This is a genomic window from Streptomyces sp. NPDC052225 (assembly GCF_040679615.1).
GTDB lineage: Bacteria > Actinomycetota > Actinomycetes > Streptomycetales > Streptomycetaceae > Streptomyces.
Genome location: NZ_JBFAVD010000001.1, coordinates 225,663 through 249,720, shown reverse-complemented (window position 1 = coordinate 249,720; position 24,058 = coordinate 225,663). Strand labels below are relative to the sequence as shown.

Genomic DNA, 24,058 nt, shown 5'->3' with positions numbered 1-24,058 from the left:
GGCATGACCCAGGACGACGACGCCGAACTTGCCGCGCTGCGCGCCCGGGTGAGCCAGTTGGAGGCCGAGGCCGCAGCCCCGCGCGCCCGCCGGCATCCGCGCTGGAAGACGGCGCTGGCGGTCGTCCTCATCGTGTTCGCGGCCGTGCTCACCCCGCTGAGCGCCGTCGCCGTGTGGGCCGACTCGATGATCGGCGACACGAACCGGTACGTCGCCACGATGGCGCCCCTCGCCTCCGACCCGGACGTGCAGGACGCCGTCGCGAACCGGGTCACCACCGCCGTCATGCAGCAGATCGACGTCGAGGACCTGCTCAGCGGGGCCGCGCCCGCCGACCGCCCGCGCCTGGAGAAGGCGATCGGCCCGGCCGGCGGCGCGATCACCAGCGGCCTCACCTCGCTCGTGCACACCACGGCCGAGAAGTTCGTGCAGTCCAGCGCCTTCGCCACCGTGTGGAAGCAGCTCAACCGCACCGCGCACGCCGCCGTCGACAAGGCGCTCACCGGCAACGGCGACGGCGCCGTCCAGGTCGAGGACGGCGAGGTCACCCTCGATCTCGCCCCGGTCGTCGACCGGGTCAAGCAGGCCCTCGTCGACAACGGCCTGACCGTCGCGGGCAAGATCCCCGAGGTCCACACCCAGATCACCCTCATGCAGTCCACGGGCACCCTCGCCAAGGCGAAGAAGGGCTTCCGCCTCCTCCAACTCCTGTCCTGGGTCCTGCCGTTGATCGTCGTCCTGCTCGTCGTCGGCGCCGTGCTGCTGGCCGGACGCAGGCGCCGGGCCCTGATCGGGGCGGCCCTCGCGGTCGCGGTCGGCGCGCTCGTCCTCGGCCTCGCGCTCTGGCTCGGCCGCTCCTTCTACCTCGACGCGCTGCCGCCCGACGTCTCGCGGCCCGCGGCCGGCGCGGTCTACGACACCCTCGTCCGCTTCCTGCGCACCGGCGTCCGCGTCATCGCCGTCCTCGGCGTCGTCGTCGCCCTCGCCGCCTGGCTGAGCGGCCCCGGCCGCTGGGCGCAGGCGGTGCGCGGCGGCTGGCGGGGTGCGATCGGCTCCGTACGGCAGGCGACCGGGGTGGGCACGATGGGGCCCGTCGGGCCGTGGGTGCACCGGATGCGGACGTGGCTGAACTGGACGGTCGTCGCGGTCGCCGCGGCGGTGCTGCTGGTCTGGAGCTATCCGACCGGCGCGGTCGTCGCGTGGATCGCGGTCTGCGCGGTGCTCGCGCTCGCGGTGGTCGAGTTCCTGGACGCCCCGGAGGTACCGGACCCGACGCCGCCGGTGGGCGACGCCGGGCCGCTGGGGGATGTCAGCCCGTAGCCGCCGAGGAGCTGACGCCGAACCTCCTGCGGTACGCCGAAGGGCTCAGGCCCGTCTCGCGCTTGAGGCGTGCCCGGAGGTTGGCCGCGGTGCCCAGGCCGCTGAGGCGGGCCACGACGTCGAGCCGTTCCTCGCCGCGCTCGATCAGCCGGCACGCGAGCGCCACCCGCTCCCCGAGCAGCCAGGCCAGCGGTGTCGTGCCCAGTTCGGCGCGGAAACGGCGGTGCAGGGTGGCGGGGCTGACCGCCGCGCGGGCGGCCAGGTCGGCGACGGTGACGGGCTCGCCGAGCCGCTCCTGCGCCCACGCGAGCACCGGGGCGAGCGAGGCGTCCGGCACGTGGGGCACCGGCCGCTCCACGAACTGCCGCTGCCCGCCGTCCCGGTGGGCGGCGAAGACGAGCCGCCGGGAGACGGAGTTGGCGATCTCGGCCCCGTGGTCCCGGCGGACGAGGTACAGGCCGAGGTCGATCGCGGCGGCGCTGCCTGCGGCGGTCAGGACGTCGCCCTCGTCCACGTACAGGACGTCGGGTTCGAGCAGTACCCGCGGATGCAGCGCGCGGAAGGAGTCCGCCCAGCGCCAGTGCGTGGTGGCCCGCCGGCCGTCGAGCAGCCCGGCCTCGGCGAGGGCGAACGCGCCGGTGCAGAAGCTGGCGACGCGGGCGCCGCGGGCATGGGCGCGGCGGATCGCGTCGAGGACGGGGTCGGCGCGGGGCACGACGTTGTCGGGGCGGCCCGGCACGATGAGGGTGTCCGCGGCGTCGCACGCGTCGAGGCCCGCGGCGCCGGAGAGCGTGAAGAACCCCTGGTTGAGCCGGATCCCGGGGACGGGTGCGCACACCGTCAGCTCGTACAGGGGCCTGCCGAGGCCGAGTTCGGGCCGCGGCAGGCCGAACACCTCGGTGGCGACGCCCACTTCGAAGGGGTTGACGCCTTCGTCGACGAGGACGACGACATGGTGCGAGGATCCTTGCGGCATACGCGATTTCTAGCACTCGTACGGGACCGCGCGCCATCGCAGGATGGGCCGCATGGAACCTGTAGCGCTGGACGCGGCCCTGAAGACCTTCGACGCGGTGTGGAGCCCCCGCATCGTCACCACCGTCAACGACTACGACGTCCGCCTCGCCAAGGCGGAGGGCGAGCACGTCTGGCACGTGCACGAGGACACCGACGAGTTCTTCCTCGTCGTCGAGGGCGAGCTGACGATCGGCCTGCGCGAAGCGGCCGGGGAGCGTGAGGTGGTGCTGCCCCGCGGCTCCGTCTTCACCGTCCCGCGCGGCACCTGGCACAAGCCGCACGCGGCTCCCGGCACGGCGATCCTGCTCCTGGAGCCGTCCGGTACGTCGTCGACGGGCGATGCCCACGACCCCGTACCGGACCATGTCGACTCGACGACGGGCCACGCGTGGCAGGGCTGATCAATTGGCGTACGGCATCCGGGGGTTCCAGGACAGGACCTCGATGCCGTCCGCACGCTTGCCCGCGTACTCGACCTCGCCCGGCGTCTTCAGCGTGACGAACGCGGACGAGGCGTCGGAGTCGTTCATGACCAGGGACAGGCGCAGGGACGTGAAGTAGTCGTCCTCGGCCTTGACCTCCTGGTAGACGGGGAGCGCCGAGTAGACGGTGCCGCCGGCCGGGACGAGCAGCGGCTGGGCGGGCTGGACGTCGTCCTTGGCGACCGGCACGTCGCCGTTGGCGTCGCCCGGGGTGACGACCGGGAACTTCTGCACGGTGCAGGCGGCGCCGGACGTGTTGACCGCCTTGATCAGCAGGTGGTCGCCCTGCTGCTCGGGGTTCTTGCGCTCCAGGGTGTAGCGCAGGGAGGTGACCTTGCACTCGGGGGAGGACTTGGCGGCGGTGCCGGTGCCGGTGCCCTTGTTCTTGGCGGAGCCGGAGCCGGAGCCGGAGCCGGAGCCGGAGTCGGAGGCGGGGGACGCGTTGCTGCCACCGGCGTTGTCACCGGCGCTTTCGCCGGAGCCGGTGCCCGAGCCGGTGCTCGCGCTCGCGCTCGACGACGGGGAGGCGGCGCCCTCGTCCTTGGTGCCGCCGCTGCCGGTGTCGCCGCTGTTGCAGGCGGTCAGGGACAGGGCGGTCGCGAGGCCGAGCGCGGCGAGGACGGCGGTACGGGTACGGGTGCGGTTCATGGTGGTACTCCCCCGGTTCGTGATGCGTGGTGCGGGCTGCATGTCTTCGTGTGACCACAGCCGCGGGTCGGGCGGCTGCTGTGGTCACTACAGTGCCCGTCGCCGTCGCCGTCCCGTCGTTCCCGCGCTAACGCCCCGTCGCCGTTCCGCTGTCGCCCCGCGCGAGCTGGGCTTTTGCCGCGCGCACCCCCGGTTCGAACCCCCGCTCCAGGGCGTCCTCGTAGGCCTGCCGCAGACACGCGCGGGCCGCTTCGGTGTCGCCGAGCGCGTCGAGGGCGGCGCCCCGCGCGACGCGCAGCAGGATCTGGCGCTGCGGGGCGAGGCCTTCGTCGGCGGCCGCTCCGGGCAGCGCGAGCCCCCGTTCCGTACAGGCGAGGACGCCGTGGTGGTCGGCGCGGGCGGCGAGCTGGCGGGCCTGGTGCTCCAGGGCCAGGAGTTCGGTCAGTACGTCGCCGCCGGCGCGGGCGAGCGCGGCGGCGCGCGCCACATGGGCCAGGGACTCGGTGCCGTACGTGCCGCCGCGGTCCATGGCGATGGCGAGGTTGACCAGGGCGGTGGCCTCGCTGGACGGGTCGCCCGCGCGGGCGGCGAGTGAGGGGGCGCGTTCGAGGTGCTCCAGGGCCTCGGCGATCCTGCCCTCCTCGGTGAGGACCCAGCCGTACAGGGCGCGCACCCGGGACTCCGCGTCCGGGTCGCCGATCCGCACGGCGGCCGCGAGCCCCGTGGCGAGGAGCGGGGCCCAGCCGTCGCGCACGTATCCGACGATGTACGGCCACTGGAGCACCACGAGCCGCCAGGCGCGGTCGTCGAGTCCTGCGGCGCGGGCGGCGACGGCGGCCGCCGCGAGGTTCTCGCGTTCGGCGGCGAACCAGGCCAGGGCGGCCGCGCGGTCTGCCGGCGCGGGCCCGCCGAGGTCGGGGCGCGCGTCGGACGGCGGCACACAGCAGGGCCGGTCGTCGGGTTCGGCCGCGGCGGCGGCCCGCAGCGCGGTGTGGACGTAGTGGTCGAGGAGGCGGACCAGGGGTTCGGACGGGCCGGTGCCGGCGGTGGTCAGGCCGCGGGCGTGGAGCCGTACGAGATCGTGCATCGCGTACCGGCCCGGGGTCCGCTCGGTGACGAGGTGGGCGTCCGCGAGCCGGGCCAGCGCGCCGGCCGCGTCGGCGGGGGACGTGCCGGCGAGGGCGGCGGCCGCGTACCGGTCGAGTTCGGGTCCGGGCAGGGCGCCGAGCCGCTCGAAGAGGTGGCGGGCGTCGGCGGGCAGGGCGCGCAGGGTGAGCGCGAGGGCGGCGGCGACGCCGGTGTCCCCGACGTCGAGGAGCGCGAGCCGGTGCTGTTCGTCGGCGAGTTCGTCGGCCTGGTCGGCCAGCGGGCGGTCGGGCCTGGCGTTGATCCGGGCGGCGACGACGCGCAGCGCGAGCGGCAGCCCGTCGCAGAGCTCGGTGAGCCGGGCCGCGGCGTCCGGTTCGGCGGCGAGCCGGTCCCCGGCGCCGGTGGCGGCGGCGAGCAGGGCGGCGGACGCGGCGCCGTCGAGGACGTCGAGGCGGACGGTGCGGGCGAGTTCGCTGACCGCGAGCCCGTCCAGGCGCAGCCGCGAGGTGACCAGGGCGGCGCTGCCGGTCCCGGCGGGGAGCAGGGGACGGACCTGGGCGGCGGTGCGGGCGTTGTCGAGGACGACGAGGTGGGCGCGGTGCTCGGTGCGCGCGCGGTAGGCGGCGGCCAGCGCCCCTGGCGTCTCGGGCAGTTCGCGGGCCGGTACGCCGAGCGCGATGAGGAACTCCCGCAGCACGTCGGCGCTCTCCGCGCCGTCCTCCTCGCCGCTGTCCGCGCTGAAGCCGTGGAGGTCGGCGAAGAGGACGCCGTCGTAGCGGTCCTGGACGGTGTGCGCCCAGTGCAGCGCGGCGGCGGTCTTGCCGACCCCGGCGGGTCCGGTGAGGACGACGACGGCCTGTTCCCGCCGCGCGGCCGCCTCGACCGCGGCCAGCTCCTCGACCCGGCCCACGAACCCGCGTGGGGCGCGGGGGAGCAGATCGGGGCGGCCGGTGGCGGCGTACGCGCCGGGGACGGCGATCGCCGTCGAGGCCCCGCCGCCCTCACCGTCGGCGCCCTCGGCACCGCCGGCCGCGTCCTCGCCCGCCAGGATCTCCGCGTACGCCTCCCGCAGGGCGGGCCCCGGGTCGACGCCGAGTTCGTCCGCGAGGAGGGTGCGCGTGCGGTGGTACTGGTCGATGGCGTCGGACTGCCGGCCCGAGCGGTACAGCGCCCGGATCAGCGCCGCGGCGAGGGACTCCCGCATCGGATGGGCGACGGCCTCGGCGTGCAGCAGCGCGGCGGCCCGTACGTGGCTGCCGAACTCCCCGTACGCGCGCGCCAGTTGCTCCACCGCCGACAGGCGCGCCTCCTCCAGACCGGCCGCGGCGACCCGCAGCGGCCCGGCGGTGGCGACGCCGACGAGCGCGGGCCCGCGCCACAGCGCGAGCGCCTCGCGCAGCAGGGCCGCCGCGTCGTCGGGGGAACGCTGGTCGTGGGCGAGCCGGACGAGCTCCTCGAAGCGGTGGGCGTCGAGCAGCGACTCGGGCATCTCCAGGACGTACGCGTCGCCGCGGGTCACGAGCCGTACGTCCCACTCGTCGGCGCCGCCCTGAGCGAGCAGCGCCCGCAGCCGCGACACATGTCCCTGCGCCACGGTCCTGGCCCGCGCGGGCGGGCCCTCCGGCCACAGCGCGTCGATCAACTGGTCCAGGGGGACGGCGGTGTTGGGCCGCAGCAGCAGCGCGGCGAGCAGGCTGCGCCGCTTGGCTGGGCCGAGCGGGAGCTCCCCGCTCTCCGTCGCGACACCGACCGTGCCGAGCAGCCGGAACTCCACGACAGCGCCCCCCTCACCATGAACCCCAAAAGATCAGGGTACGTGGCGGTGCTCCGTCAGAAACGGCGGTCCCGTTCGTCCTCCACGACGGTCGTCTGCGCCGGCGGTACGACGGTGCGCCGCCGCCGTCCGATGCTGCGGAACACGAAGATCCCGATCAGGCCGACGATCATGAAGATCCAGCCGACCAGGTCGAGGTTCACGCTCTGCATGTGCCAGTCGGTCGCGAACGCCAGGATCGCCCCGACGGCGACCAGGATGATGCAACCCCCCAAGCTCATGAGGTCCGCCTCCCAGACTCTGTGTGACGTACGGCCATGCCGTACGGATAGGTGAAGGCCCCGGGTACCCGGGGCCTTCGACGTCACACAGCCGGGCGGCGAGTTGCCGGAACTCAGCCCTCCAGGAACGCGGTCAGCGCGTTCGCCAGGAGGAACGGGTCGTCCGCGCCGCACAGTTCGCGCACGCTGTGCATGGAGAGGATCGCCGCGCCGATGTCGACCGTCTTGATGCCGTGCCGGGCGGCGGTGATCGGGCCGATCGTCGTGCCGCACGGCATCGCGTTGTTCGACACGAACGACTGGAACGGCACGCCGGCCTTCTCGCACGCCGCCGCGAAGACGGCCCGGCCCGAACCGTCCGTCGCGTAGCGGTTGTTGACGTTCACCTTGAGGATCGGGCCGCCGTTGGCACGCGGGTGGTGCGTGGGGTCGTGCCGCTCGGCGTAGTTGGGGTGCACGGCGTGGCCGGTGTCCGACGACAGGCAGACCGTCCCGGCGAAGGCGCGGGCCTTGTCCTCGTAACCGCCGCCGCGTGCGAACACCGAACGCTCCAGGACGCTGCCGAGCAGCGGCCCGTCGGCGCCGGTGTCGGACTGCGACCCGTTCTCCTCGTGGTCGAAGGCGGCGAGCACGGGGATGTACGGCAGGGGATCGTCGTCGCTCCCCTTCTCCTTGCTCACCTCGGCGAGCGCGGCCGTACAGGCGTGCACCGACAGCAGGTTGTCCATCCGCGGCCCGGCCACGAGTTCCTGGTCGCGGCCCAGGTACGCCGGTGCCTCGATGGCGTACGTCATCAGGTCCCAGCCGGTGATGTCCCCGCGGCCGAGCCCGTACTCGTCCTCCAGGAAGCCGAGCAGATCGCCCTCGTGGACGTCGCTGCCCAGGCCCCAGATGGGCTGCATGTGGCGCTGCTTGTCGAGCTTGAGCCCGTCGACGTTCACGGAACGGTCCAGGTGGACGGCGAGCTGCGGGACGCGCAGCAGGGCCCGGTCGATGTTCACGAGGCGCTCGCCGCCGTCGCGCAGCGAGATCCGCCCGGCGAGCCCGAGGTCCCGGTCGAGCCAGGAGTTCAGGAGCGGGCCGCCGTAGATCTCGACGGCGACCTGCCGCCAGCCGTTGCTCCCCATGTCGGGCTGCGGCTTGACCCGCAGGTTCGGGGAGTCGGTGTGCGCGCCGACGATCCGGAACGGGGTGTGGGCCCGCGCCCCCTCCGGCACGAACCAGGCGATGATCGCGCCGCCGCGCGTCACGAACTTCCCGCCGGTCGTCCCGTCCCAGGCGTCCGTCTCCGCGACCTGCTTGAACCCCGCCTTCTCCAGGCGCGCCGCCACGTTCGCCACGGCGTGGTACGGCGTGGGGCTCGCGGCGAGGAAGGTCATCAGGTCGTCGGTGTGCCCACGATCGAAGGGGCGGGAGGGTGTGCGCATGCGGCCAGGGTAGTGCGGGTTGCAGGGGGCCTGCCTTCGGCGGCCCGGCGCCTCTTCGTCCGCCGGGTGCGGCGCCCTCGCGGGTGCGGGTTGAGTGTGGCGGGTCGCGCAGTTCCCCGCGCCCCTGGGATGCGCACCTTCGGTGCGGCATCTCCCCGATGGCCTCAGCCCTGATCGGGGAAATGCGACGCGAAGCGTCTGCATTTCAGGGGCGCGGGGAACTGCGCGACCAGCCACGACGGCGCCGCACACGACGACAACGAGGCCCGTCGTCCCTCAACAGAGACGACGGGCCCCGGGGCAGATTCCAGCTCGGCGGAGCCTAGAACGCCGCCTCGTCCAGGTCCATGACGTCCAGGCCGGAGGCGCTGGTGCCCTGCGCCAGCTTCCGCTCACCCGTCACACCCGGCAGGACATTCGCCGCGAAGAACTTCGCCGCGGCGATCTTGCCCTGGTAGAAGGGGACGTCCTTGCCGGACGCGCCCGCCGCCAGCTTCTCGGCGGCCACGGCGGCGCCGCGCAGCAGCAGGTAGCCGACGACGACGTCGCCCGACGCCATCAGCAGACGGGTCGTGTTCAGGCCCACCTTGTAGATGTTCTTGGGGTCCTGCTCCGTGGCGGCCAGGTCCGTCAGCATGATGCCGACGATGGCCTCCAGCTCGACGGCCGCCTTGGCGAGCGACTCGCGGGCGCCGGCCAGCTCCTCGCCGCCGGTCTCCACCGCGAGGAACTTCTTGATCTCCTCGGCCAGGCCGTTCAGCGCGGCGCCCTGGTTGCGGACGATCTTCCGGAAGAAGAAGTCCTGGCCCTGGATCGCCGTCGTGCCCTCGTAGAGCGTGTCGATCTTCGAGTCACGGATGTACTGCTCGATCGGGTACTCCTGGAGGAACCCGGAGCCGCCGAACGTCTGGAGCGACTGCGCCAGCTGCTCGTAGCCCTTCTCCGAGCCGTAGCCCTTCACGATCGGCAGGAGCAGGTCGTTCAGCGCGTGCTCGGCGCTCGCGTCCTCGCCCGCCGCTTCCTTGACCTGGATCGCGTCCTGGACCGACGCGGTGTGCAGGACGAGGGCGCGCATGCCCTCCGCGTACGCCTTCTGCGTCAGCAGCGAGCGGCGCACGTCCGGGTGGTGCGTGATGGTGACCTTCGGCGCGGCCTTGTCCATGAACTGGGCGAGGTCCGGGCCCTGCACGCGCTCCTTGGCGTACTCCAGGGCGTTCAGGTAACCGGTCGACAGCGTCGAGATCGCCTTCGTGCCGACCATCATGCGGGCGAACTCGATGATGCGGAACATCTGGCGGATACCGTCGTGCTTGTCGCCGATCAGCCAGCCCTTGGCGGGGTGCTTGTCGCCGAACGTCATCTCGCACGTGTTGGACGCCTTGAGGCCCATCTTGTGCTCGACGTTGGTCGCGTACACGCCGTTGCGCTCGCCCAGCTCGCCGGTCTCCCAGTCGAACTCGAACTTCGGGACCAGGAAGAGGGAGAGGCCCTTCGTGCCGGGGCCGTGGCCCTCGGGGCGGGCGAGGACGTAGTGGAGGATGTTCTCCGACATGTCGTGCTCACCGGACGTGATGAACCGCTTCACGCCCTCGATGTGCCAGGAGCCGTCCTCCTGCTGCACGGCCTTGGTGCGGCCGGCGCCCACGTCCGAACCGGCGTCCGGCTCGGTCAGCACCATCGTCGAGCCCCACTGCTTCTCGACGGCGATCTCGGCGACCTTCTTCTGCGCCTCGTTGCCCTCCTCGAAGAGGATGCCGGCGAACGCGGGGCCGGAGGAGTACATCCACACCGCCGGGTTCGCGCCCAGGATCAGCTCGGCGTGGGCCCAGATCAGGGAGCGCGGCGCGGTGGTGCCGCCGATCTCCTCGGGCAGGCCGAGGCGCCAGTACTCGGCGTCCATGAAGGCCTGGTAGCTCTTCTTGAACGAGGCCGGGACCGGTGCCGTGTTCGTCTCCGGGTCGAAGACCGGCGGGTTGCGGTCGGCGTCCGCGAAGGACTCGGCCAGGTCGTTCTCGGAGAGGCGGGCGACCTCTTCGAGGATGCTCTTGGCGGTGTCGACGTCCATCTCCCCGAACGGGCCGGTGCCGTACAGCTTGTCGCGGCCGAGCACCTCGAAGAGGTTGAACTCGATGTCGCGGAGATTCGACTTGTAGTGCCCCATGGCGACGGCTCCGTAATGGCTTGGGAGGCGGATCGTCCTCGTACGCGTACCAACTAGTAACAACAGGATGCTACCCGCCGGTAATAAGAAGCAACCCCCGCAGGGCCAACTGTGACGAACACGGTGCCTCCCGGCGCACCTCAACCGTGCCTCACGCCCCTGTCTCCTTCAAGAAGTCCAGCAACAACTTGCCCCACACGTCCGGGAGTTCGGCGAAGGGGAGGTGGCCCGTCGGGATCTCCGCCAGACGGGCCCCGGGTATCGCCCCGGCCAGGGCCCGGTGCAGTGCCGGGGGGACCAGGCGGTCGCCGGTCGTCGTGATGACCAGGGTCGGAGCCGTGATCCGGGGCAGGTCCGCGCGCACGTCCACCCGCGTGACCAGGTCGGCGTGGTCCGCCGTGCCGGGCGGGGCCGTCGCGCCGACGTCCTCCAGGAGCGCCGCGAGATCCTCGTCCCCCACGGAGTGCAGCGCCTGCTCGCTCAGTGCGCGCGGGACGATGAAGCGGGCCAGCGGGCCGGGGTCGCCGGACCGGGCGAGGGTGCGCCACAGCTCGGCGTCGAGCCGCAGGCCGTGGTCGGGGTGGGCGAAGGCGGCGGTGAGGAGGAGCGCCGTGACGCGCTCGGGGTACCGGGCGGCGATGCGGACGGCCACGGCCCCGCCGAGCGAGTACCCGGACACGGCGAACCGGTCGAGGCCCTCGGCGTCGGCCGCCGCCACCAGCCGGTCCGCCAGGTCGTCGAGCCGGAGCGGGGATGTCGCGCGCGGTGTCGCGCCCGTGCCCGGGTAGTCGACCCCGACCACCCGGTGCCCGGCGGTCAGCGCATCGAGCACCGGGCCGTAGTTGGCCTCGATGGAGCCCCCCGCGCCGTGCGCCAGGAGCAGCCCCGGCCCGGCCCCGCGCACCGTCGTCGTCTCGTCAGGCATGGCATTCCCCCGTGTTTCCGTATCGGCGTCATTTCTGTATCGACAGCTACAGAAATACCGTACCAGCACCCTCGCCCCTTTATCTAGTCCTCGATACAGAAATCCGTCCCCCGCCCACGGCCCCGCCCGCCCTCGGTACTCTTGCCCCCATGTACGGATACGAGCAGCACGGCGGAGGGGCCGCTGCCGGGCAGCAGTACGCGCCGCCGCAGCAGGGGATGCAGGGCGGGTACGGGCAGCAGGCGCCGCCGCTGTATCCGGAGCCGTCGCCTCCGTCGCTCGCCGACGCGGTCCGCGCGTTCACCACGGGCTCGATGTCCGCCGAGGACTTCCAGCAGATCTTCGCGTCGTCGAAGGTCTACTGCCCGCGCGGCGACAATCCGGGCTTCCTCGCGCTGCACAACACCCAGCAGCCGGTGATCCCGATGTTCACCACGCTCAAGGAGCTGCGGCGGTACGCGGGCAAGGAGTCCAAGTACTTCGTCATCACCGGCGCCGAGGTCATCGACCTGCTGCCCACCGGGTACGGCTTCGTCCTCGACATGGAGGGCGAGCACCGGATGGTCTTCGACGCGAAGGCCGTCGAGCAGATGGTCGACTTCGCCATGCGCCGCATGTACGGCTGACCCACCCGTCCCGGGTCATTGCGCATAGCCGTACGGACATCCGGGCGGCTCACTCGGCGTGCACGGAACAGCTCTGGGCGGAAGCTCTCGTTCGTCACCGTCGTCACCGTCGTCACCGTCGTCATCAAGGACGGGGCCGGCCCCGCGGCCGGCGATCCGCTGACGCCGACCGTGAACGTCGCCCGGGACGCGCCCGTGACGCTGCCGGACAATGCCGCGGAGATGGCCTGCCGCGGCGGCCGCTCGGCCAGGGTTCACGTCCACGTAGGAGAAGGTCACCAACGACGCCCGGAGGGAATGCCCTCCGGGCGTCGGGCGTTCCGGGTGGCAGAAAGTTCTACGTTCAACTAAAGTTGAGGCACGAGGACGCCAAGGAGGTCCCCAAAATGCCCGCTGTGACCGTCGAGAACCCGCTGACCCTGCCCCGAGTGGCGGCGCCCGCGGACGCCGTCGCACGCCCCGTGCTCGCCGTGACGACCGCGCCCAGCGGCTTCGAAGGGGAGGGATTCCCGGTGCGCCGCGCGTTCGCCGGGATCAACTACAAGTACCTCGACCCGTTCATCATGATGGACCAGATGGGTGAGGTGGAGTACGCGCCCGGAGAGCCCAAGGGCACGCCCTGGCACCCGCACCGCGGCTTCGAGACCGTCACGTACATCATCGACGGGACCTTCATCCACCAGGACAGCCACGGTGGCGGCGGCACCATCACCAACGGCGACACCCAGTGGATGACCGCCGGCAGCGGCCTGCTGCACATCGAGGCCCCGCCGGAGTCCCTCGTCATGTCCGGCGGCCTCTTCCACGGCCTCCAGCTGTGGGTGAACCTGCCCGCCAAGGACAAGATGCAGGACCCCCGCTACCAGGACATCCGCGGCGGCCAGGTCAAGCTGCTCACCACCGAGGACGGCGGCGCGCTGCTGCGCGTCATCGCCGGTGAGTTCGACGGCCACGAGGGCCCCGGCATCACGCACACGCCGATCACGATGGTGCACGCCACCGTCCGCCCCGGCGCCGAGGCGACGCTGCCCTGGCGCGAGGACTACAACGGGCTCGTGTACGTGCTCGCCGGCAAGGGCACGGTCGGCGCCGACCGGCGGCCGATCCGCATGGGCCAGACCGCCGTGTTCGGCGCGGGCTCGTCCCTCACCGTGCGCGCCGACGAGTCCCAGGACTCGCACACCCCCGACCTCGAAGTGGTCATCCTCGGCGGGCAGCCGATCCGTGAGCCCATGGCCCACTACGGTCCCTTCGTGATGAACACCCAGGCCGAACTCCAGCAGGCCTTCGACGACTTCCAGGCAGGACGCCTGGGCGTCGTCCCCTCCGCGGAGCGTCTGCCGCACACGTGATGCGGCCCGGTCCCGCCGGGAAGTGACGGACCGTCGTTCTGTGACGGCCCGTCACCCGGCCGGACCCGCCCGGCGGGTGGCCCGCTGTACGTCCATGATCGGATGGCAGCGTGCAGCCTCGCCCTCCGCTCCTCCCCGAACCCGCCCGCCGCGTCGCCGCCTGGAGCGCGCTGGCACTCCTGGTCACGGCCGTGGCCGCCGTCGCGATCGCGCTGGTCATCATCTTCCAGTCGGCCGTCACGCCCGTGCTGCTCGCGTTGCTCGGCAGCGCGCTGCTCGCCCCGGTCTTCGACTGGCTCAACGACAAGATGAAGCTGCCCCGGGCGCTCGCCGCGGCGCTCACCTGCATCGCGCTGATCGCCGTCGTCGGCGGCGCCGGGTACATCGTGGTGGTCGCGCTGATCGACACCGGGGACCAGATCGTCGAATCCCTGCGGCAGGCCGGGGACTGGATCAGGGAGCACATCGGTATCACCGGTGCCGATGACCTCGGCGACGCCGCCGACAACGCCAAGAACCTCGTCAGCAAGTGGGGCGACAACCTGGCCAGCGGGGTGCTCGCCGGGCTCTCCGTGCTCGGCTCGCTGCTCGCAACCAGCGTGCTCACGCTGCTGCTCACCTTCTTCTTCCTCAAGGACTCCGACCGGGCCGTCGGCCTCGCGCACACCGTCGCGCCGCGCCACGCGGAGGTTCTGGAGGCCATGGGCCGCCGGGCCTTCGAGGCCATCTCGGGGTTCATGCGCGGGACCACGTTCATCGCGCTCATCGACGCCCTGTGCATCACCGTCGGGCTGCTGATCCTCCAGGTGCCCGGCGCGGTGGGCCTCGGCGCGCTCGTGTTCGTCGGCGCGTACATCCCCTACCTCGGCGCGACCATCTCCGGTGCCGTCGCCGTCCTCGTCGCGCTCGCCGACCGGGGACTGGTGATCGCCCTGTGGACGCTCGGCGTGATCCTCGCCGTGCAGCAGCTGGAGGGCCACATCCTCCAGCCGATGATCCAGTCCCGCACGGTCCAGATGCATCCGGCGATGGTCATGCTGGCGATCACCGCGGGCGCCTCCGTCGCGGGCATCCTCGGCATGCTGCTCGCGGTCCCGCTGGTCGCGGCGGCGTTCGGCATCCTGGGGGAGCTCAGGAAGCGGTACGCGAGCGAAGACCCCGGCCCGGTTGTTTCACGTGAAACAGGGGTGTGAGGGTGGTTGACGGCCGGGGGTCCGGGGGTTGTCCCCCGGGGGGTGCGGTACGTGAAACAGGGGTGTGAGGGCGGTTGGCGGCCGGGGTCCGGGGGTTGTCCCCCGGGGGTTGCAGCACGTGAAACAGGGGTGTGAGGGTGGTTGGCAGCCGGGGTCCGGGGATTGTCCCCGGGGGATGCAGCACATGAAGCAGGGGCCGAGAGCTCTCAGGCCTCCACGGGCTTCGGCTCGTCCAGTTCGAACCAGATGCTCTTGCCCTCGCCCTGCGGGTCGACGCCCCAGCGCTGGGCGAGGAGCTCCATGAGGACCAACCCGCGCCCGGACGAAGCCAGTTCGCCGGGGCGGCGCTTGTGCGGGAGGTCGTCGGAGGCGTCCGAGACCTGAACGCGCAGCCGGCGCGGGGCGTCCGCGCTGACCTCGGTGACCTCGGTGACCAGGAGGGCGTCGCCGTCGGTGTGCACCAGGACGTTCGTGACCATCTCGGAGACGAGCAGCACCGCCGAGTCGACCTGGTCCTCGTCGGCCCAGTCGTGCAGCAGCTCGCGCAACTGCTGGCGGGCGGCGGCGATCCGCTCGGGCTCGGCCTGCGCGATCGTCATCGCCGAGCGGCGCACGGGCGGAGCGGGGGTCAGGCCGCCGTCGCAGCCGAAGCCCGGGCCCGTACGGCAGAGCAGGACGACCGCGATGTCGTCCTCGCGGCGGTCGGCGAGCGGGCCGGTTGCGTGGTGCGAGGAGGGGCCGTGGACGCCCTGCACCAGGGCGTCGGCGAGGTCCTCCAGGTTGTCGCCGCGATACTCCTCCAGGATCTTCCGCAGCCGGGCCCAGCCGGTGTCGAGGTCGTGCCCGCCGGTCTCTATCAGCCCGTCGGTGCACAGCAGCAGCGTCTCGCCGGGCTCCAGGACGAGCCGGGTCGTCGGGTAGTCCGCGTCGGGGTCGATGCCCAGCGGCAGCCCGCCGGCCGTGGGCCGCATCAGGACGGTGCCGTCGGGCATGCGTATCGCGGGGTCGGGGTGGCCCGCGCGGGCGATCTCCAGGACGCCGGTGACCGGGTCGGCCTCGACGTACAGGCAGGTCGCGAAGCGCGGGTCCGTGCCGGGCTCGCCGACGCCGTAGAGGAAGCGGGAGGCGCGGGAGAGGACCGCGTCCGGGCGGTGCCCCTCGGAGGCGTACGCGCGCAGGGCGATCCGCAGCTGCCCCATCAGGCCCGCCGCGCGCACGTCGTGGCCCTGGACGTCGCCGATGACGAGCGCGATCCGGCCTCCCCCGGACGCCGTCCGGGAGGTGCCCCCCGGCAGCGGGATCATGTCGTACCAGTCGCCGCCGACCTGGAGGCCGCCGCCGGTCGGCACGTAGCGGGCGGCGAGGTTCATGCCGGGGATCTGCGGGCCGAGGCTGGGCAGCATCGACTTCTGGAGGCCGTCGGTGAGCTCCCGTTCGGACTCGGCGACCCCGGCCCGGGACAGGGCCTGCGCCAGCATCCGGGCGACCGTCGTCAGGACCGAGCGCTCGTCCGGCGAGAACGTCACCGGGTAGTCGAAGCCCGCCATCCACGCGCCGATCGTGCGGCCCGCGACGATCAGCGGCAGGAACGCCCACGACTGCCGCGCGAAGCGGGACGCGAGCGGCCAGGCCGCCGGGTAGCGGCGCCGGTACTCGTCCGGCGACGACAGATACACCGCGCGCCCGGTGCGGCAGACCTCCGCCGCCGGATAGTCGGTGGCCAGGTCCATGTCGGTGAAGGGGCCCTCGTCGCCGGGCTGCTGCCCGTGGTGCCCGATGACGGTGAGCCGGTCGCCCGCGACGCCGAAGACCGCGAGGCCGCTCGGCGAGAACCCGGGCATCGACAGGCCCGCGGCGACGCGCAGCACCTCGGCGGTCGAGAGGGCTTCCGCGAGCGCCCGGCCGGCGTCCAGCAGGAACGCCTCGCGCGAGCGCCGCCAGTCGCCGGTCACCGGGGTGCGGGAGGCGGCCTCCGGCGGCAGTTCGGTGACTTCCTGGAGCGTGCCGATCAGCTCGTACGAGTCGGGGGCGTCGCCGTGGACCACCGGCTTGGAGCGGCTGCGCACGATGCGCAGGACGCGGCCCTGCTCGTCCATGATGCGCAGCCGGGCCTCGGCGAGGGTGCCCTCGGCGACGGCCAGGCGTACGACGCCGTCGATCTCGTTCCAGTCGACCGGGTGGAAACGGGCCCGCGCCCCGGCCTCCGTCAGGGTGACAGGGCCGCCGTCGGGCGAGGGCAGACCGATGAGCCGGGCGGCCTCGGCGTCGAAGGTGACGAGGCCCGCCCGGTTGTCCCAGCGCCACAGGCCGGTCGCGAGAGCGGCGAGGACGTCCTCCACCGGAGGGAGGGGCTCACCGGTGTGCATGGCCCCACTGTAGGAAGAGGTGATCGCGTACTGCCACCGAGAGTCCCCGGGGCCCGGGGCCGCGGAACTATTCGCAGAGCGATCCTGGGGCGGCCGGTACCCTTGGGGAGATCCGGGTTGTCTCCCCGGGTACCCCAAAAGCAAAGGCTGGATGAACGACGATGCATCGGTACAGGTCCCACACCTGCGGCGAGCTCCGCGCCTCTGACGTCGGCACCGACGTCCGGCTGAGCGGCTGGCTGCACAATCGCCGAGACCTGGGCGGCATCCTCTTCATCGATCTGCGCGACCACTACGGCATCACGCAGCTCGTCGCCCGCCCGGGCACGAAGGCCGCCGAGGTCCTCGACAAGCTCACCAAGGAGACCGTCGTCCGTGTGGACGGCAAGGTCGTCTCCCGCGGCGCGGACAACGTGAACTCGGAGCTGCCCACCGGCGAGATCGAGATCGAGGCCGCCGAGGTCGAGGTGCTCGGTGCCGCGCAGCAGCTGCCGTTCCAGATCAACCAGGACGACGGGGTGGGCGAGGAGCGCCGCCTGGAGTACCGCTTCCTGGACCTGCGCCGCGAGCGCATGCACCGCAACATCATGCTGCGCTCGTCCGTGATCGCCTCGATCCGCTCGAAGATGGTCGCCCTCGGCTTCAACGAGATGGCGACGCCGATCCTCACCGCGACCTCCCCCGAGGGCGCCCGTGACTTCGTCGTCCCGTCCCGTCTGAACCCGGGCAAGTTCTACGCCCTCCCCCAGGCGCCGCAGCAGTTCAAGCAGCTGCTGATGATCTCCGGCTTCGACCGCTACTTCCAGATCGCGCCCTGCTTCCGCGACGAGGACGCGCGCGCGGACCGCTCGCCGGGCGAGTTCTACCAGCTCGACATCGAGATGAGCTTCGTCGAGCAGGAAGACGTCTTCCAGCCGATCGAGAAGCTCATGACGGAGCTGTTCACGGAGTACGGCGGCGGCCGCGAGGTCACCAGCCCGTTCCCGCGGATCCCGTTCCGCGAGTCGATGCTGAAGTACGGCAACGACAAGCCGGACCTGCGCGCCAAGCTCGAACTCGTCGACATCACCGACGTGTTCGAGGGCTCCGAGTTCAAGGCGTTCGCCGGCAAGCACGTGCGCGCGCTGCCCGTCCCGGACACCGCCGGTCAGTCCCGCAAGTTCTTCGACGGCCTCGGTGACTACGCGGTCGAGCAGGGCGCCAAGGGCCTGGCCTGGATCCGCGTCGGCGAGGACGGCACGTTCGCGGGCCCGATCGCGAAGTTCCTCACCGAGGAGAACGTCAAGGTCCTCACCGAGCGCCTCGGCCTGGCAGCTGGGCACGCCGTGTTCTTCGGCGCGGGCGAGTTCGACGAGGTCTCCAAGATCATGGGCGCGGTCCGCGTCGAGGCCGCCAAGCGCGCCGGCCAGTTCGAGGAGAACGTCTTCCGGTTCTGCTGGATCGTCGACTTCCCGATGTACGAGAAGGACGAGGAGACCGGCAAGATCGACTTCTCCCACAACCCGTTCTCCATGCCGCAGGGCGGCATGAAGGACTTGGAGGAGAAGGACCCGCTGGACATCCTGGCGTGGCAGTACGACATCGTCTGCAACGGCATCGAGCTGTCCTCCGGCGCCATCCGGAACCACGAGCCCGACATCATGCTCAAGGCCTTCGAGATCGCGGGCTACGACCGTGACACCGTCGAGCACGAGTTCGCGGGCATGCTGCGCGCATTCCGCTTCGGCGCCCCGCCGCACGGCGGGATCGCCCCGGGCGTCGACCGCATGGTCATGCTCCTCGCCGACGAGCCGAACATCCGGGAGACCATCGGCTTCCCGCTGAACGGCAACGCGCAGGACCTGATGATGGGCGCGCCCACCGAGCTGGACGAGTCGCGCCTGCGCGAGCTCAACATCCAGCTGCGCAAGCCGGTCGAGAAGAAGTGACGTCCGCGCCCACGTGAGCGTGGGTGTCCCCGTCTGCCCCGCCGTCCATGGACGGCGGGGCGTCGGGTGGCTTCCTGCTCAGTGAGCGCTGCCCGGGCGTTCAGGTTCTCCGCATGGACCGCTTGGCTTTCGCGGACGACGCGGGTGCCGTTCTCCGAGGCGAAGACGTTGCTGTCAGCCCGACCGCGGCACGACCAGGCCCGACTCGTACGCCGCCACCACCGCCTGCGCCCGGTCCCGGACGCCCAGTTTGGCGAGGACGCGGCTGACATGCGTCTTCACCGTCTCGCCGCCGACGACGAGCCGGGCCGCGATCTCCTGGTTCGACAGGCCCTCCGCGATCAGCCGGAGCACCTCCGCCTCGCGCGGGGTCAACGTCTGCACGGCGCGGGCCTGTTCGGGCACCGCGCGCGGCCGCAGCCGGGCGAACTCGGCGATCAGCCGGCGGGTGACCGTCGGTGCGAGCAGTGCCTCGCCCGCCGCGACGATCCGGACCGCCTCGAAGAGCCGCTCGGCGAGCATGTCCTTGAGCAGGAAGCCGCTGGCTCCGGCGGCGAGGGCGTCGTACACGTACTCGTCGAGGTCGAACGTCGTCAGCATCACGACGCGGGTGTCCGGCAGCTCGCCGGTGATGCGACGGGTGGCCTCGATGCCGTCCGTGCCGGGCATCCGTACGTCCATGAGGACCAGGTCGGGGCGGGTCGCGCGGCAGACGCGGACCGCTTCGGCGCCGCCGCTCGCGCTGCCGACGACCGTGAAGTCCGGCCGGCTGTCGAGGAGGGCGCCGAAGCCGGCCCGTACGACGTCCTGGTCGTCGGCGACCACGATGCGGATGGGGTGGTCCGTGGGGTTGGTCACGGGGTGGTGCTCCCTGTCGGCAGAGACGCCTCTACGAGGAAGCCGCCCGCCGGGGCCGGGCCCGCGTGCAGGGTGCCGCCGGCCATCGCGGTGCGTTCGCGCATGCCGAGCAGGCCGTGGCCCGGGGCGCCGGAGGAGGGTGCGGTCGTGCCCGGGCCGCAGTCCCGTACGCGTATCGCCAACTCTGTCTCCCTGTAGTGGAGTTCCACGTCCACGGCCACGCCCGGGGCGTGCCTGCGGGCGTTGGTGAGGGCTTCCTGGACGATGCGGTACGCGGTGAGTTCCAGGCCCGGGTCGAGGGTGGGGACGCGGCCGCGGACGATGAGGCGCACGGCGGTGCCGGTCGCCGCGCGGGCCTCGTCGACGAGGGTGACGAGCTGGTCGAGGCCCGGCTGCGGGGTGCGGGGCGCGGGTGCGGCGGGTGCTTCGGCCGGGGCTTCCTCGCGCAGCACGCCGAGCAGGCGGCGCATCTCGGTGAGGGCGAGGCGGGCGGTGTCGCCGATCGCGAGGAAACGCTCGGCGCCCTCCGGGGACAGGCCGGGCGTCGTGAAGCGGGCCGTCTCCGCCTGGACCGAGATCGTCGAGATGTGGTGGGCCACGATGTCATGCAACTCCCGTGCGATACGCGCCCGTTCGCCGAGGGCGGCGTGGGCGAGGGCCGTGTCCGCGTACGCCCAGTCGGCGGCGGTGCGGCGGGCCGCCTCGGCCTGGGCGCGCCGGGCGTTGCCCGCGCCGATCGCGGCGGCGGCGCAGGCGAGGAGGGCGACGCCGTAGGGCCCCGCGTCGTCCGTGAGCGCGTAGGCCGTGAACGGGATCGTGAAGAGGACGGCGGTGCGTCCGGGGCTGCGCCGGCCCACCGCGTAGAGGGCCGCGGCGAGGGCCGGCAGGGCCGCGTACAGGGTCTGGCCGTAGGTGACCGGGGCGAGCAGCGCGGCTGTGGTGAGGGTGGTGGCGGTGAGGAGCAGGTGGGCGCGGACGAAGGCGAGGGGGAGCGTTGCGCCGAGGGCCAGGGCGAGGAGGCCGGGGAACTGGGTCGCGGGGTCGTGGCCGCGGCCCGTGATCTCGCCCAGGGCGACGAGGGTCAGCGCCGTCGCGGTGAGCAGGGGGAGGTCCCGGGCGGTCGTGATGCGGTGGGCCTGGGCTCTCAGCTGGGCCGGGGTGCTGGGGGTGGGCCAGGTCCGGGTCATGGGGGGATTATCGGCGGGGGTGGGGTTCGGGGGCGTCACCCTGCGGGGGGAGGGGGAGCCGGCAACTCGCCGTTGGGGGGGGGGCATGCGTCGGGTGCGGGTTCGTCGTGGTTGCTCGCGCCCCGCGGCGCAGCCGCCGATCGATACAGCCCCGCGCCCCTGAAGGGGCGCATTTCCCCGGCCCAGATGTAAGGAGTCCCCCGGGCGGGGGACCTCGGCCCCCGACTGACCACGCTCCGGCGTGACGACCCGGCCCGGGTTCCTTCCCTACCGTCGGCTTTCATGACCGACATGACGATCGAGGCCCGTGGGCTGTGCAAGCGGTACGGGGCCACCGTGGCCGTGGACGAGCTGAGTTTCACCGTCGAGGCCGGGCGGGTGACCGGGTTCGTCGGGCCCAACGGGGCCGGGAAGTCGACGACGTTGCGGATGATGCTGGGGCTCGACCGGCCCGACAGCGGCGTCGCGCTCATCGGCGGGCAGCAGTACGCGCACCTCGCCGACCCGCTGTCCGCCGTCGGCGCGCTGCTCGACTGCGAGGCGCTGCACCCGGGGCGCCGGGCCCGGGACCATCTCCTGTGGCTCGCCCACTACAACGGGCTGCCGAGCCGCCGCGTCGACCTCGTCCTCGACCAGGTCGGCCTCGCCTCCGCCGCGAAGAAGCGCGCCGGGGGTTTCTCGCTCGGGATGCGGCAGCGGCTCGGGATCGCCGCCGCGCTGCTGGGCGATCCGCCCGTGCTGATCCTCGACGAGCCGGTCAACGGCCTCGATCCCGAGGGCATCCAGTGGATCAGGAAGTTCCTCAAGTCCCTTGCCGCGGAAGGGCGTACGGTGCTGATCTCGTCGCACCTGATGAGCGAGTTGCAGGACACCGCCGACCACCTCGTCGTCATCGGGCGGGGGCGGCTGCTCGCGGACACGGACGTGGCCGCGCTGCTCGACGAGGCGTCCGGGGAGCGGATGGCCCTGCGGACCAGCCGCCGCGCGGAGGCCCTCGCGGTGCTCGCGGGCGCCGATGCCACCGTCGCCGTGACCGGGCCGGACGCGCTCACCGTCACGGGCCTGACCGCCGAGGACGTCGTCGCCCGGCTCACCGCGCACGGCATCCCGTTCTCCGAACTGGCCCGGCACCGGGCCACGTTGGAGGAGGCCTACATGGAACTCACCGGCGCGGCGGCGGAGTTCAGCGCCCAGGAGGCATCGTGAAGTCGCCCATGGCGCGTGCCCTGCGCGCCGAGTGGACCAAGCTCCGCAGCGTCCGCAGCACGTCCGTCGCCCTGTTCGCGCTGCTCGCCCTGAGCCTGCTGCTCACCGTCGCGTCGTCGAACGGCAACCACTACGGCTACGGCGGCCCGTCGACGTACGACAGCTCCAGCTTCGTGCACCGGCCGACCGCGGGCGACGGCACGTTCACCGTGCGCGTCGCCTCGCAGAAGCACAGCGCCCCCTGGGCCAAGGCGGGGCTGCTGCTCAAGGACGGGACGGCGAGCGGATCCTCGTACGCCGCCCTGATGGTGACGCCCGGGCACGGCGTGCGGATGATGGCCGACGGGAAGCACGAGCTGACCGGGTCCGGGAGCGCGGGCACGCCGCGCTGGCTGCGGCTCGTGCGCGCCGGCGACCGGGCCACCGGCTACGACTCCGCCGACGGCCGCACCTGGCACAGGATCGGCACGCTCACCGTCACCGGGCTGCCGGCGACCGCCGAGGCGGGCCTCTTCGTGACGTCGCCGCCGACCGGGACGGAGCAGCGCACCGGACCGAGCCAGGTGAGCATGCACCCGGTGGCCACCGTCGGCCGGGCCGTCTTCGACCACGTCGACTTCCCCGCGTCCCCCGGCACCGGCGGCTGGCGACAGGCGGACATCGCGCAGGCGGTGAAGAAGGGCGAGATGCCCGACCCCACCGCCGACCCGAGCCCCTACCGCGAGCGGGACGGCGTCTTCACGGTCACCGGCAGCGGCGACCTGGGCGGCCTCGGCATGGGTGGCGTCGGGCAGTTGGGCGGGCAGCCCGACCTGGTGAAGATGACGCTCGACGACGGCATCCAGATCGCGACGATCGCCGTGATCGCGCTCGGCGTCCTGTCCGTCACGTCCGAGTACAGGACGGGGACGGCGCGCACCACGTTCACCGCGAGCCCGCGCCGCGACCGGGTCCTCGCCGCGAAGGCGCTGGTGCTCGGCGCGGTGGTCTTCGCCGTCGGCCTGGCCGCGAGCGTCGCCGAGTTCTACGTGGCCCTGCCCGCCCTGCGCGACAACGGCTTCGCCCCGCCGCTCTTCCCCGAGCCGTCCCTCACCGACCCGTCGACGGTCCGCGCGGTCGTCGGCAGCGCGGCGTTCCTCGCGCTGGTCGCCGTGCTCGGCATGGGAGTCGGGGCGCTGCTGCGGCGCGCGGTGCCGGCCGTCGTCCTGATGATCGTCACGTTCATCGTGCTGCCGATCGTCGCGCAGTCCACGTCCATCGGGTTCAGCGACTTCGTCGGCAGCGCGACCCCGACCGCCGGCCTCGCCATCCAGCAGACGCGGCAGCTCATCGACACCGTGATGACACCCTGGGCGGGCTTCGGCGTGCTCTGTCTCTACGTGGCGGTCGTGCTCGGCGCGGCACGGTGGCGGCTGACCGGGCGGGACGTATGACGGCGGCCACGGGCGTGCGGCGGGCGTTCCACGGGGAGTGGACCAAACTCCGTACCGTTCCCGGGCAGGTGTGGACGGTGGTGTCCCTGGCCGGCGCGATGGTCGCCTTCACGGCGCTGATCGCGGCGAGCGCGGGCGAGGGCGAGGAGGGGGTCCTCGCCCCGACGGCCCTGTCCCTGTCCGGGGTGTACCTGGCGCAGACGGCGGCGGCCCTCGTCGCGGTCGCCGTGGTCTGCTCCGAGTACCCGCGCATGATGGCCACGACGCTGGCCGCGAACCCGCGGCGCACCACGGTCTTCCTCGCGAAGGCCGCGGTGGTCGCGGCGACGGTGTCGGCCGCGGCGCTCCCCGCGGTCGCGGGTTCGGTGGCGGCGGGCCGCGCGGTCATGGCAGCCGACTCGGGCGACTCGGCGGCTTTCGCCCAACTCCCGTACAGCTCCCACGTGTTGTGGCGGGCGGCGGGCGGCACGGTCGTCTATCTGCTGCTCGTCGCGCTGCTGAGCATCGGGGTGGCGCTGGTCGTGCGGCAGGCGGCGTCGGCGGCCGGGGCGGTGATGGCGCTGCTCTACGGCCCGTACCTCGCGACCCTGATCATCGACATGCCGGACCACGTCCTGGCCCGCGTGCGGCAACTCTCCCCGATGACGGCGGGCCTCGCCGTCCAGACGACGACCGGAACCGGAACGGCCCCGCTCGCCCCCTGGACGGGCATCGGTGTCCTCGCCGCCTATGCGGGCGGGGCGCTCGTCCTCGGGTGGACGGCGCTGAGGTGGCGCGACGCCTGA

19 protein-coding genes are annotated in these 24,058 nt (G+C 72.7%); 9 read left to right on the top strand and 10 right to left on the bottom strand.

Features of this window, described 5'->3' with window-relative positions:
• The first annotated feature begins 3 nt into the window (after positions 1-3).
• Entirely contained in the window at positions 4-1,320 is a 1,317-nt protein-coding gene (locus tag AB0L37_RS01175; RefSeq protein ID WP_365498139.1) for a hypothetical protein, read from the top strand.
• On the opposite strand, the gene AB0L37_RS01170 is transcribed toward AB0L37_RS01175, so the two are convergent.
• Complete coding sequence (locus tag AB0L37_RS01170; RefSeq protein WP_365498136.1) at positions 1,310-2,296, bottom strand: helix-turn-helix domain-containing protein; 987 nt, start codon at positions 2,294-2,296, stop codon at positions 1,310-1,312. The two genes, AB0L37_RS01175 and AB0L37_RS01170, sit on opposite strands and share 11 nt — an antisense overlap.
• Before the next feature lie 43 nt (positions 2,297-2,339).
• Between AB0L37_RS01170 and AB0L37_RS01165 the strand changes: the two genes are divergently transcribed.
• On the top strand, positions 2,340-2,738 hold the full coding sequence (locus AB0L37_RS01165; RefSeq protein WP_365498133.1) for a cupin domain-containing protein: 399 nt from the start codon (positions 2,340-2,342) through the stop codon (positions 2,736-2,738).
• Here AB0L37_RS01165 and AB0L37_RS01160 read toward each other — a convergent pair whose 3' ends face one another.
• From AB0L37_RS01160 to AB0L37_RS01135, 6 genes are all read right to left on the bottom strand, one after another.
• On the bottom strand, positions 2,739-3,467 hold the full coding sequence (locus tag AB0L37_RS01160) for a DUF4232 domain-containing protein (RefSeq protein ID WP_365498130.1): 729 nt from the start codon (positions 3,465-3,467) through the stop codon (positions 2,739-2,741).
• Positions 3,468-3,594: 127 nt separating this feature from the next.
• Positions 3,595-6,330: an AfsR/SARP family transcriptional regulator gene (locus AB0L37_RS01155; RefSeq protein WP_365498127.1), complete on the bottom strand. Its 2,736-nt coding sequence runs from the start codon at positions 6,328-6,330 to the stop codon at positions 3,595-3,597.
• Between the two features lie 56 nt (positions 6,331-6,386).
• Positions 6,387-6,611, bottom strand: coding sequence for a DUF6458 family protein (locus AB0L37_RS01150; RefSeq protein WP_365498124.1), 225 nt, complete (start codon positions 6,609-6,611; stop codon positions 6,387-6,389).
• Between the two features lie 113 nt (positions 6,612-6,724).
• Positions 6,725-8,038, bottom strand: coding sequence for a M18 family aminopeptidase (locus AB0L37_RS01145; RefSeq protein WP_365498121.1), 1,314 nt, complete (start codon positions 8,036-8,038; stop codon positions 6,725-6,727).
• Between the two features lie 322 nt (positions 8,039-8,360).
• Entirely contained in the window at positions 8,361-10,199 is a 1,839-nt protein-coding gene (locus AB0L37_RS01140; RefSeq protein ID WP_365498118.1) for an acyl-CoA dehydrogenase, read from the bottom strand.
• A gap of 151 nt (positions 10,200-10,350) precedes the next feature.
• A complete protein-coding gene (locus AB0L37_RS01135; protein WP_365498115.1) occupies positions 10,351-11,124 on the bottom strand; it encodes an alpha/beta fold hydrolase in 774 nt (257 codons plus the stop codon).
• Positions 11,125-11,273: 149 nt separating this feature from the next.
• Here AB0L37_RS01135 and AB0L37_RS01130 point away from each other — a divergent pair, with 149 nt between their 5' ends.
• The 3 genes from AB0L37_RS01130 to AB0L37_RS01120 all read left to right on the top strand — a co-directional run bounded on the left by AB0L37_RS01130 (position 11,274) and on the right by AB0L37_RS01120 (position 14,295).
• Positions 11,274-11,750, top strand: a complete 477-nt coding sequence (locus AB0L37_RS01130; RefSeq protein WP_365498112.1) for an SseB family protein — start codon at positions 11,274-11,276, stop codon at positions 11,748-11,750.
• Between the two features lie 386 nt (positions 11,751-12,136).
• The gene (locus AB0L37_RS01125) at positions 12,137-13,102 is read left to right on the top strand and encodes a pirin family protein (RefSeq protein ID WP_365498109.1); all 966 of its coding nucleotides are present in this window, start codon (positions 12,137-12,139) and stop codon (positions 13,100-13,102) included.
• Positions 13,103-13,212: 110 nt separating this feature from the next.
• Positions 13,213-14,295 (top strand): AI-2E family transporter, encoded by a 1,083-nt coding sequence (locus tag AB0L37_RS01120; protein WP_365498106.1) that lies wholly within the window; start codon positions 13,213-13,215, stop codon positions 14,293-14,295.
• A 206-nt stretch (positions 14,296-14,501) separates the two neighbouring features.
• On the opposite strand, the gene AB0L37_RS01115 is transcribed toward AB0L37_RS01120, so the two are convergent.
• Entirely contained in the window at positions 14,502-16,661 is a 2,160-nt protein-coding gene (locus AB0L37_RS01115; RefSeq protein WP_365498103.1) for a SpoIIE family protein phosphatase, read from the bottom strand.
• 161 nt (positions 16,662-16,822) lie between these two features.
• On the opposite strand from AB0L37_RS01115, the gene aspS reads away from it, so the two are divergent.
• Entirely contained in the window at positions 16,823-18,589 is a 1,767-nt protein-coding gene (gene aspS / locus AB0L37_RS01110) for an aspartate--tRNA ligase (protein WP_365498100.1), read from the top strand.
• A gap of 174 nt (positions 18,590-18,763) precedes the next feature.
• Here the strand turns inward: aspS and AB0L37_RS01105 are convergent, their stop codons facing one another.
• Both AB0L37_RS01105 and AB0L37_RS01100 read right to left on the bottom strand, forming a co-directional pair.
• Positions 18,764-19,447: a response regulator transcription factor gene (locus AB0L37_RS01105; protein WP_365498097.1), complete on the bottom strand. Its 684-nt coding sequence runs from the start codon at positions 19,445-19,447 to the stop codon at positions 18,764-18,766.
• Positions 19,444-20,634, bottom strand: a complete 1,191-nt coding sequence (locus AB0L37_RS01100; protein WP_365498094.1) for a sensor histidine kinase — start codon at positions 20,632-20,634, stop codon at positions 19,444-19,446. Before AB0L37_RS01100 ends, AB0L37_RS01105 begins: the two co-directional genes overlap by 4 nt.
• Before the next feature lie 282 nt (positions 20,635-20,916).
• Here AB0L37_RS01100 and AB0L37_RS01095 point away from each other — a divergent pair, with 282 nt between their 5' ends.
• From AB0L37_RS01095 to AB0L37_RS01085, 3 genes are read left to right on the top strand one after another with little or no spacing between them, the layout of a single operon-like run.
• On the top strand, positions 20,917-21,840 hold the full coding sequence (locus tag AB0L37_RS01095) for an ABC transporter ATP-binding protein (RefSeq protein WP_365498091.1): 924 nt from the start codon (positions 20,917-20,919) through the stop codon (positions 21,838-21,840).
• A complete protein-coding gene (locus AB0L37_RS01090) occupies positions 21,837-23,273 on the top strand; it encodes an ABC transporter permease subunit (protein WP_365498088.1) in 1,437 nt (478 codons plus the stop codon). The genes AB0L37_RS01095 and AB0L37_RS01090 overlap by 4 nt, the downstream gene beginning before the upstream one ends.
• Positions 23,270-24,058 carry a hypothetical protein gene (locus tag AB0L37_RS01085; protein WP_365498085.1) on the top strand — a complete coding sequence of 263 codons (789 nt, stop codon included), beginning with the start codon at positions 23,270-23,272 and terminating at the stop codon, positions 24,056-24,058. The genes AB0L37_RS01090 and AB0L37_RS01085 overlap by 4 nt, the downstream gene beginning before the upstream one ends.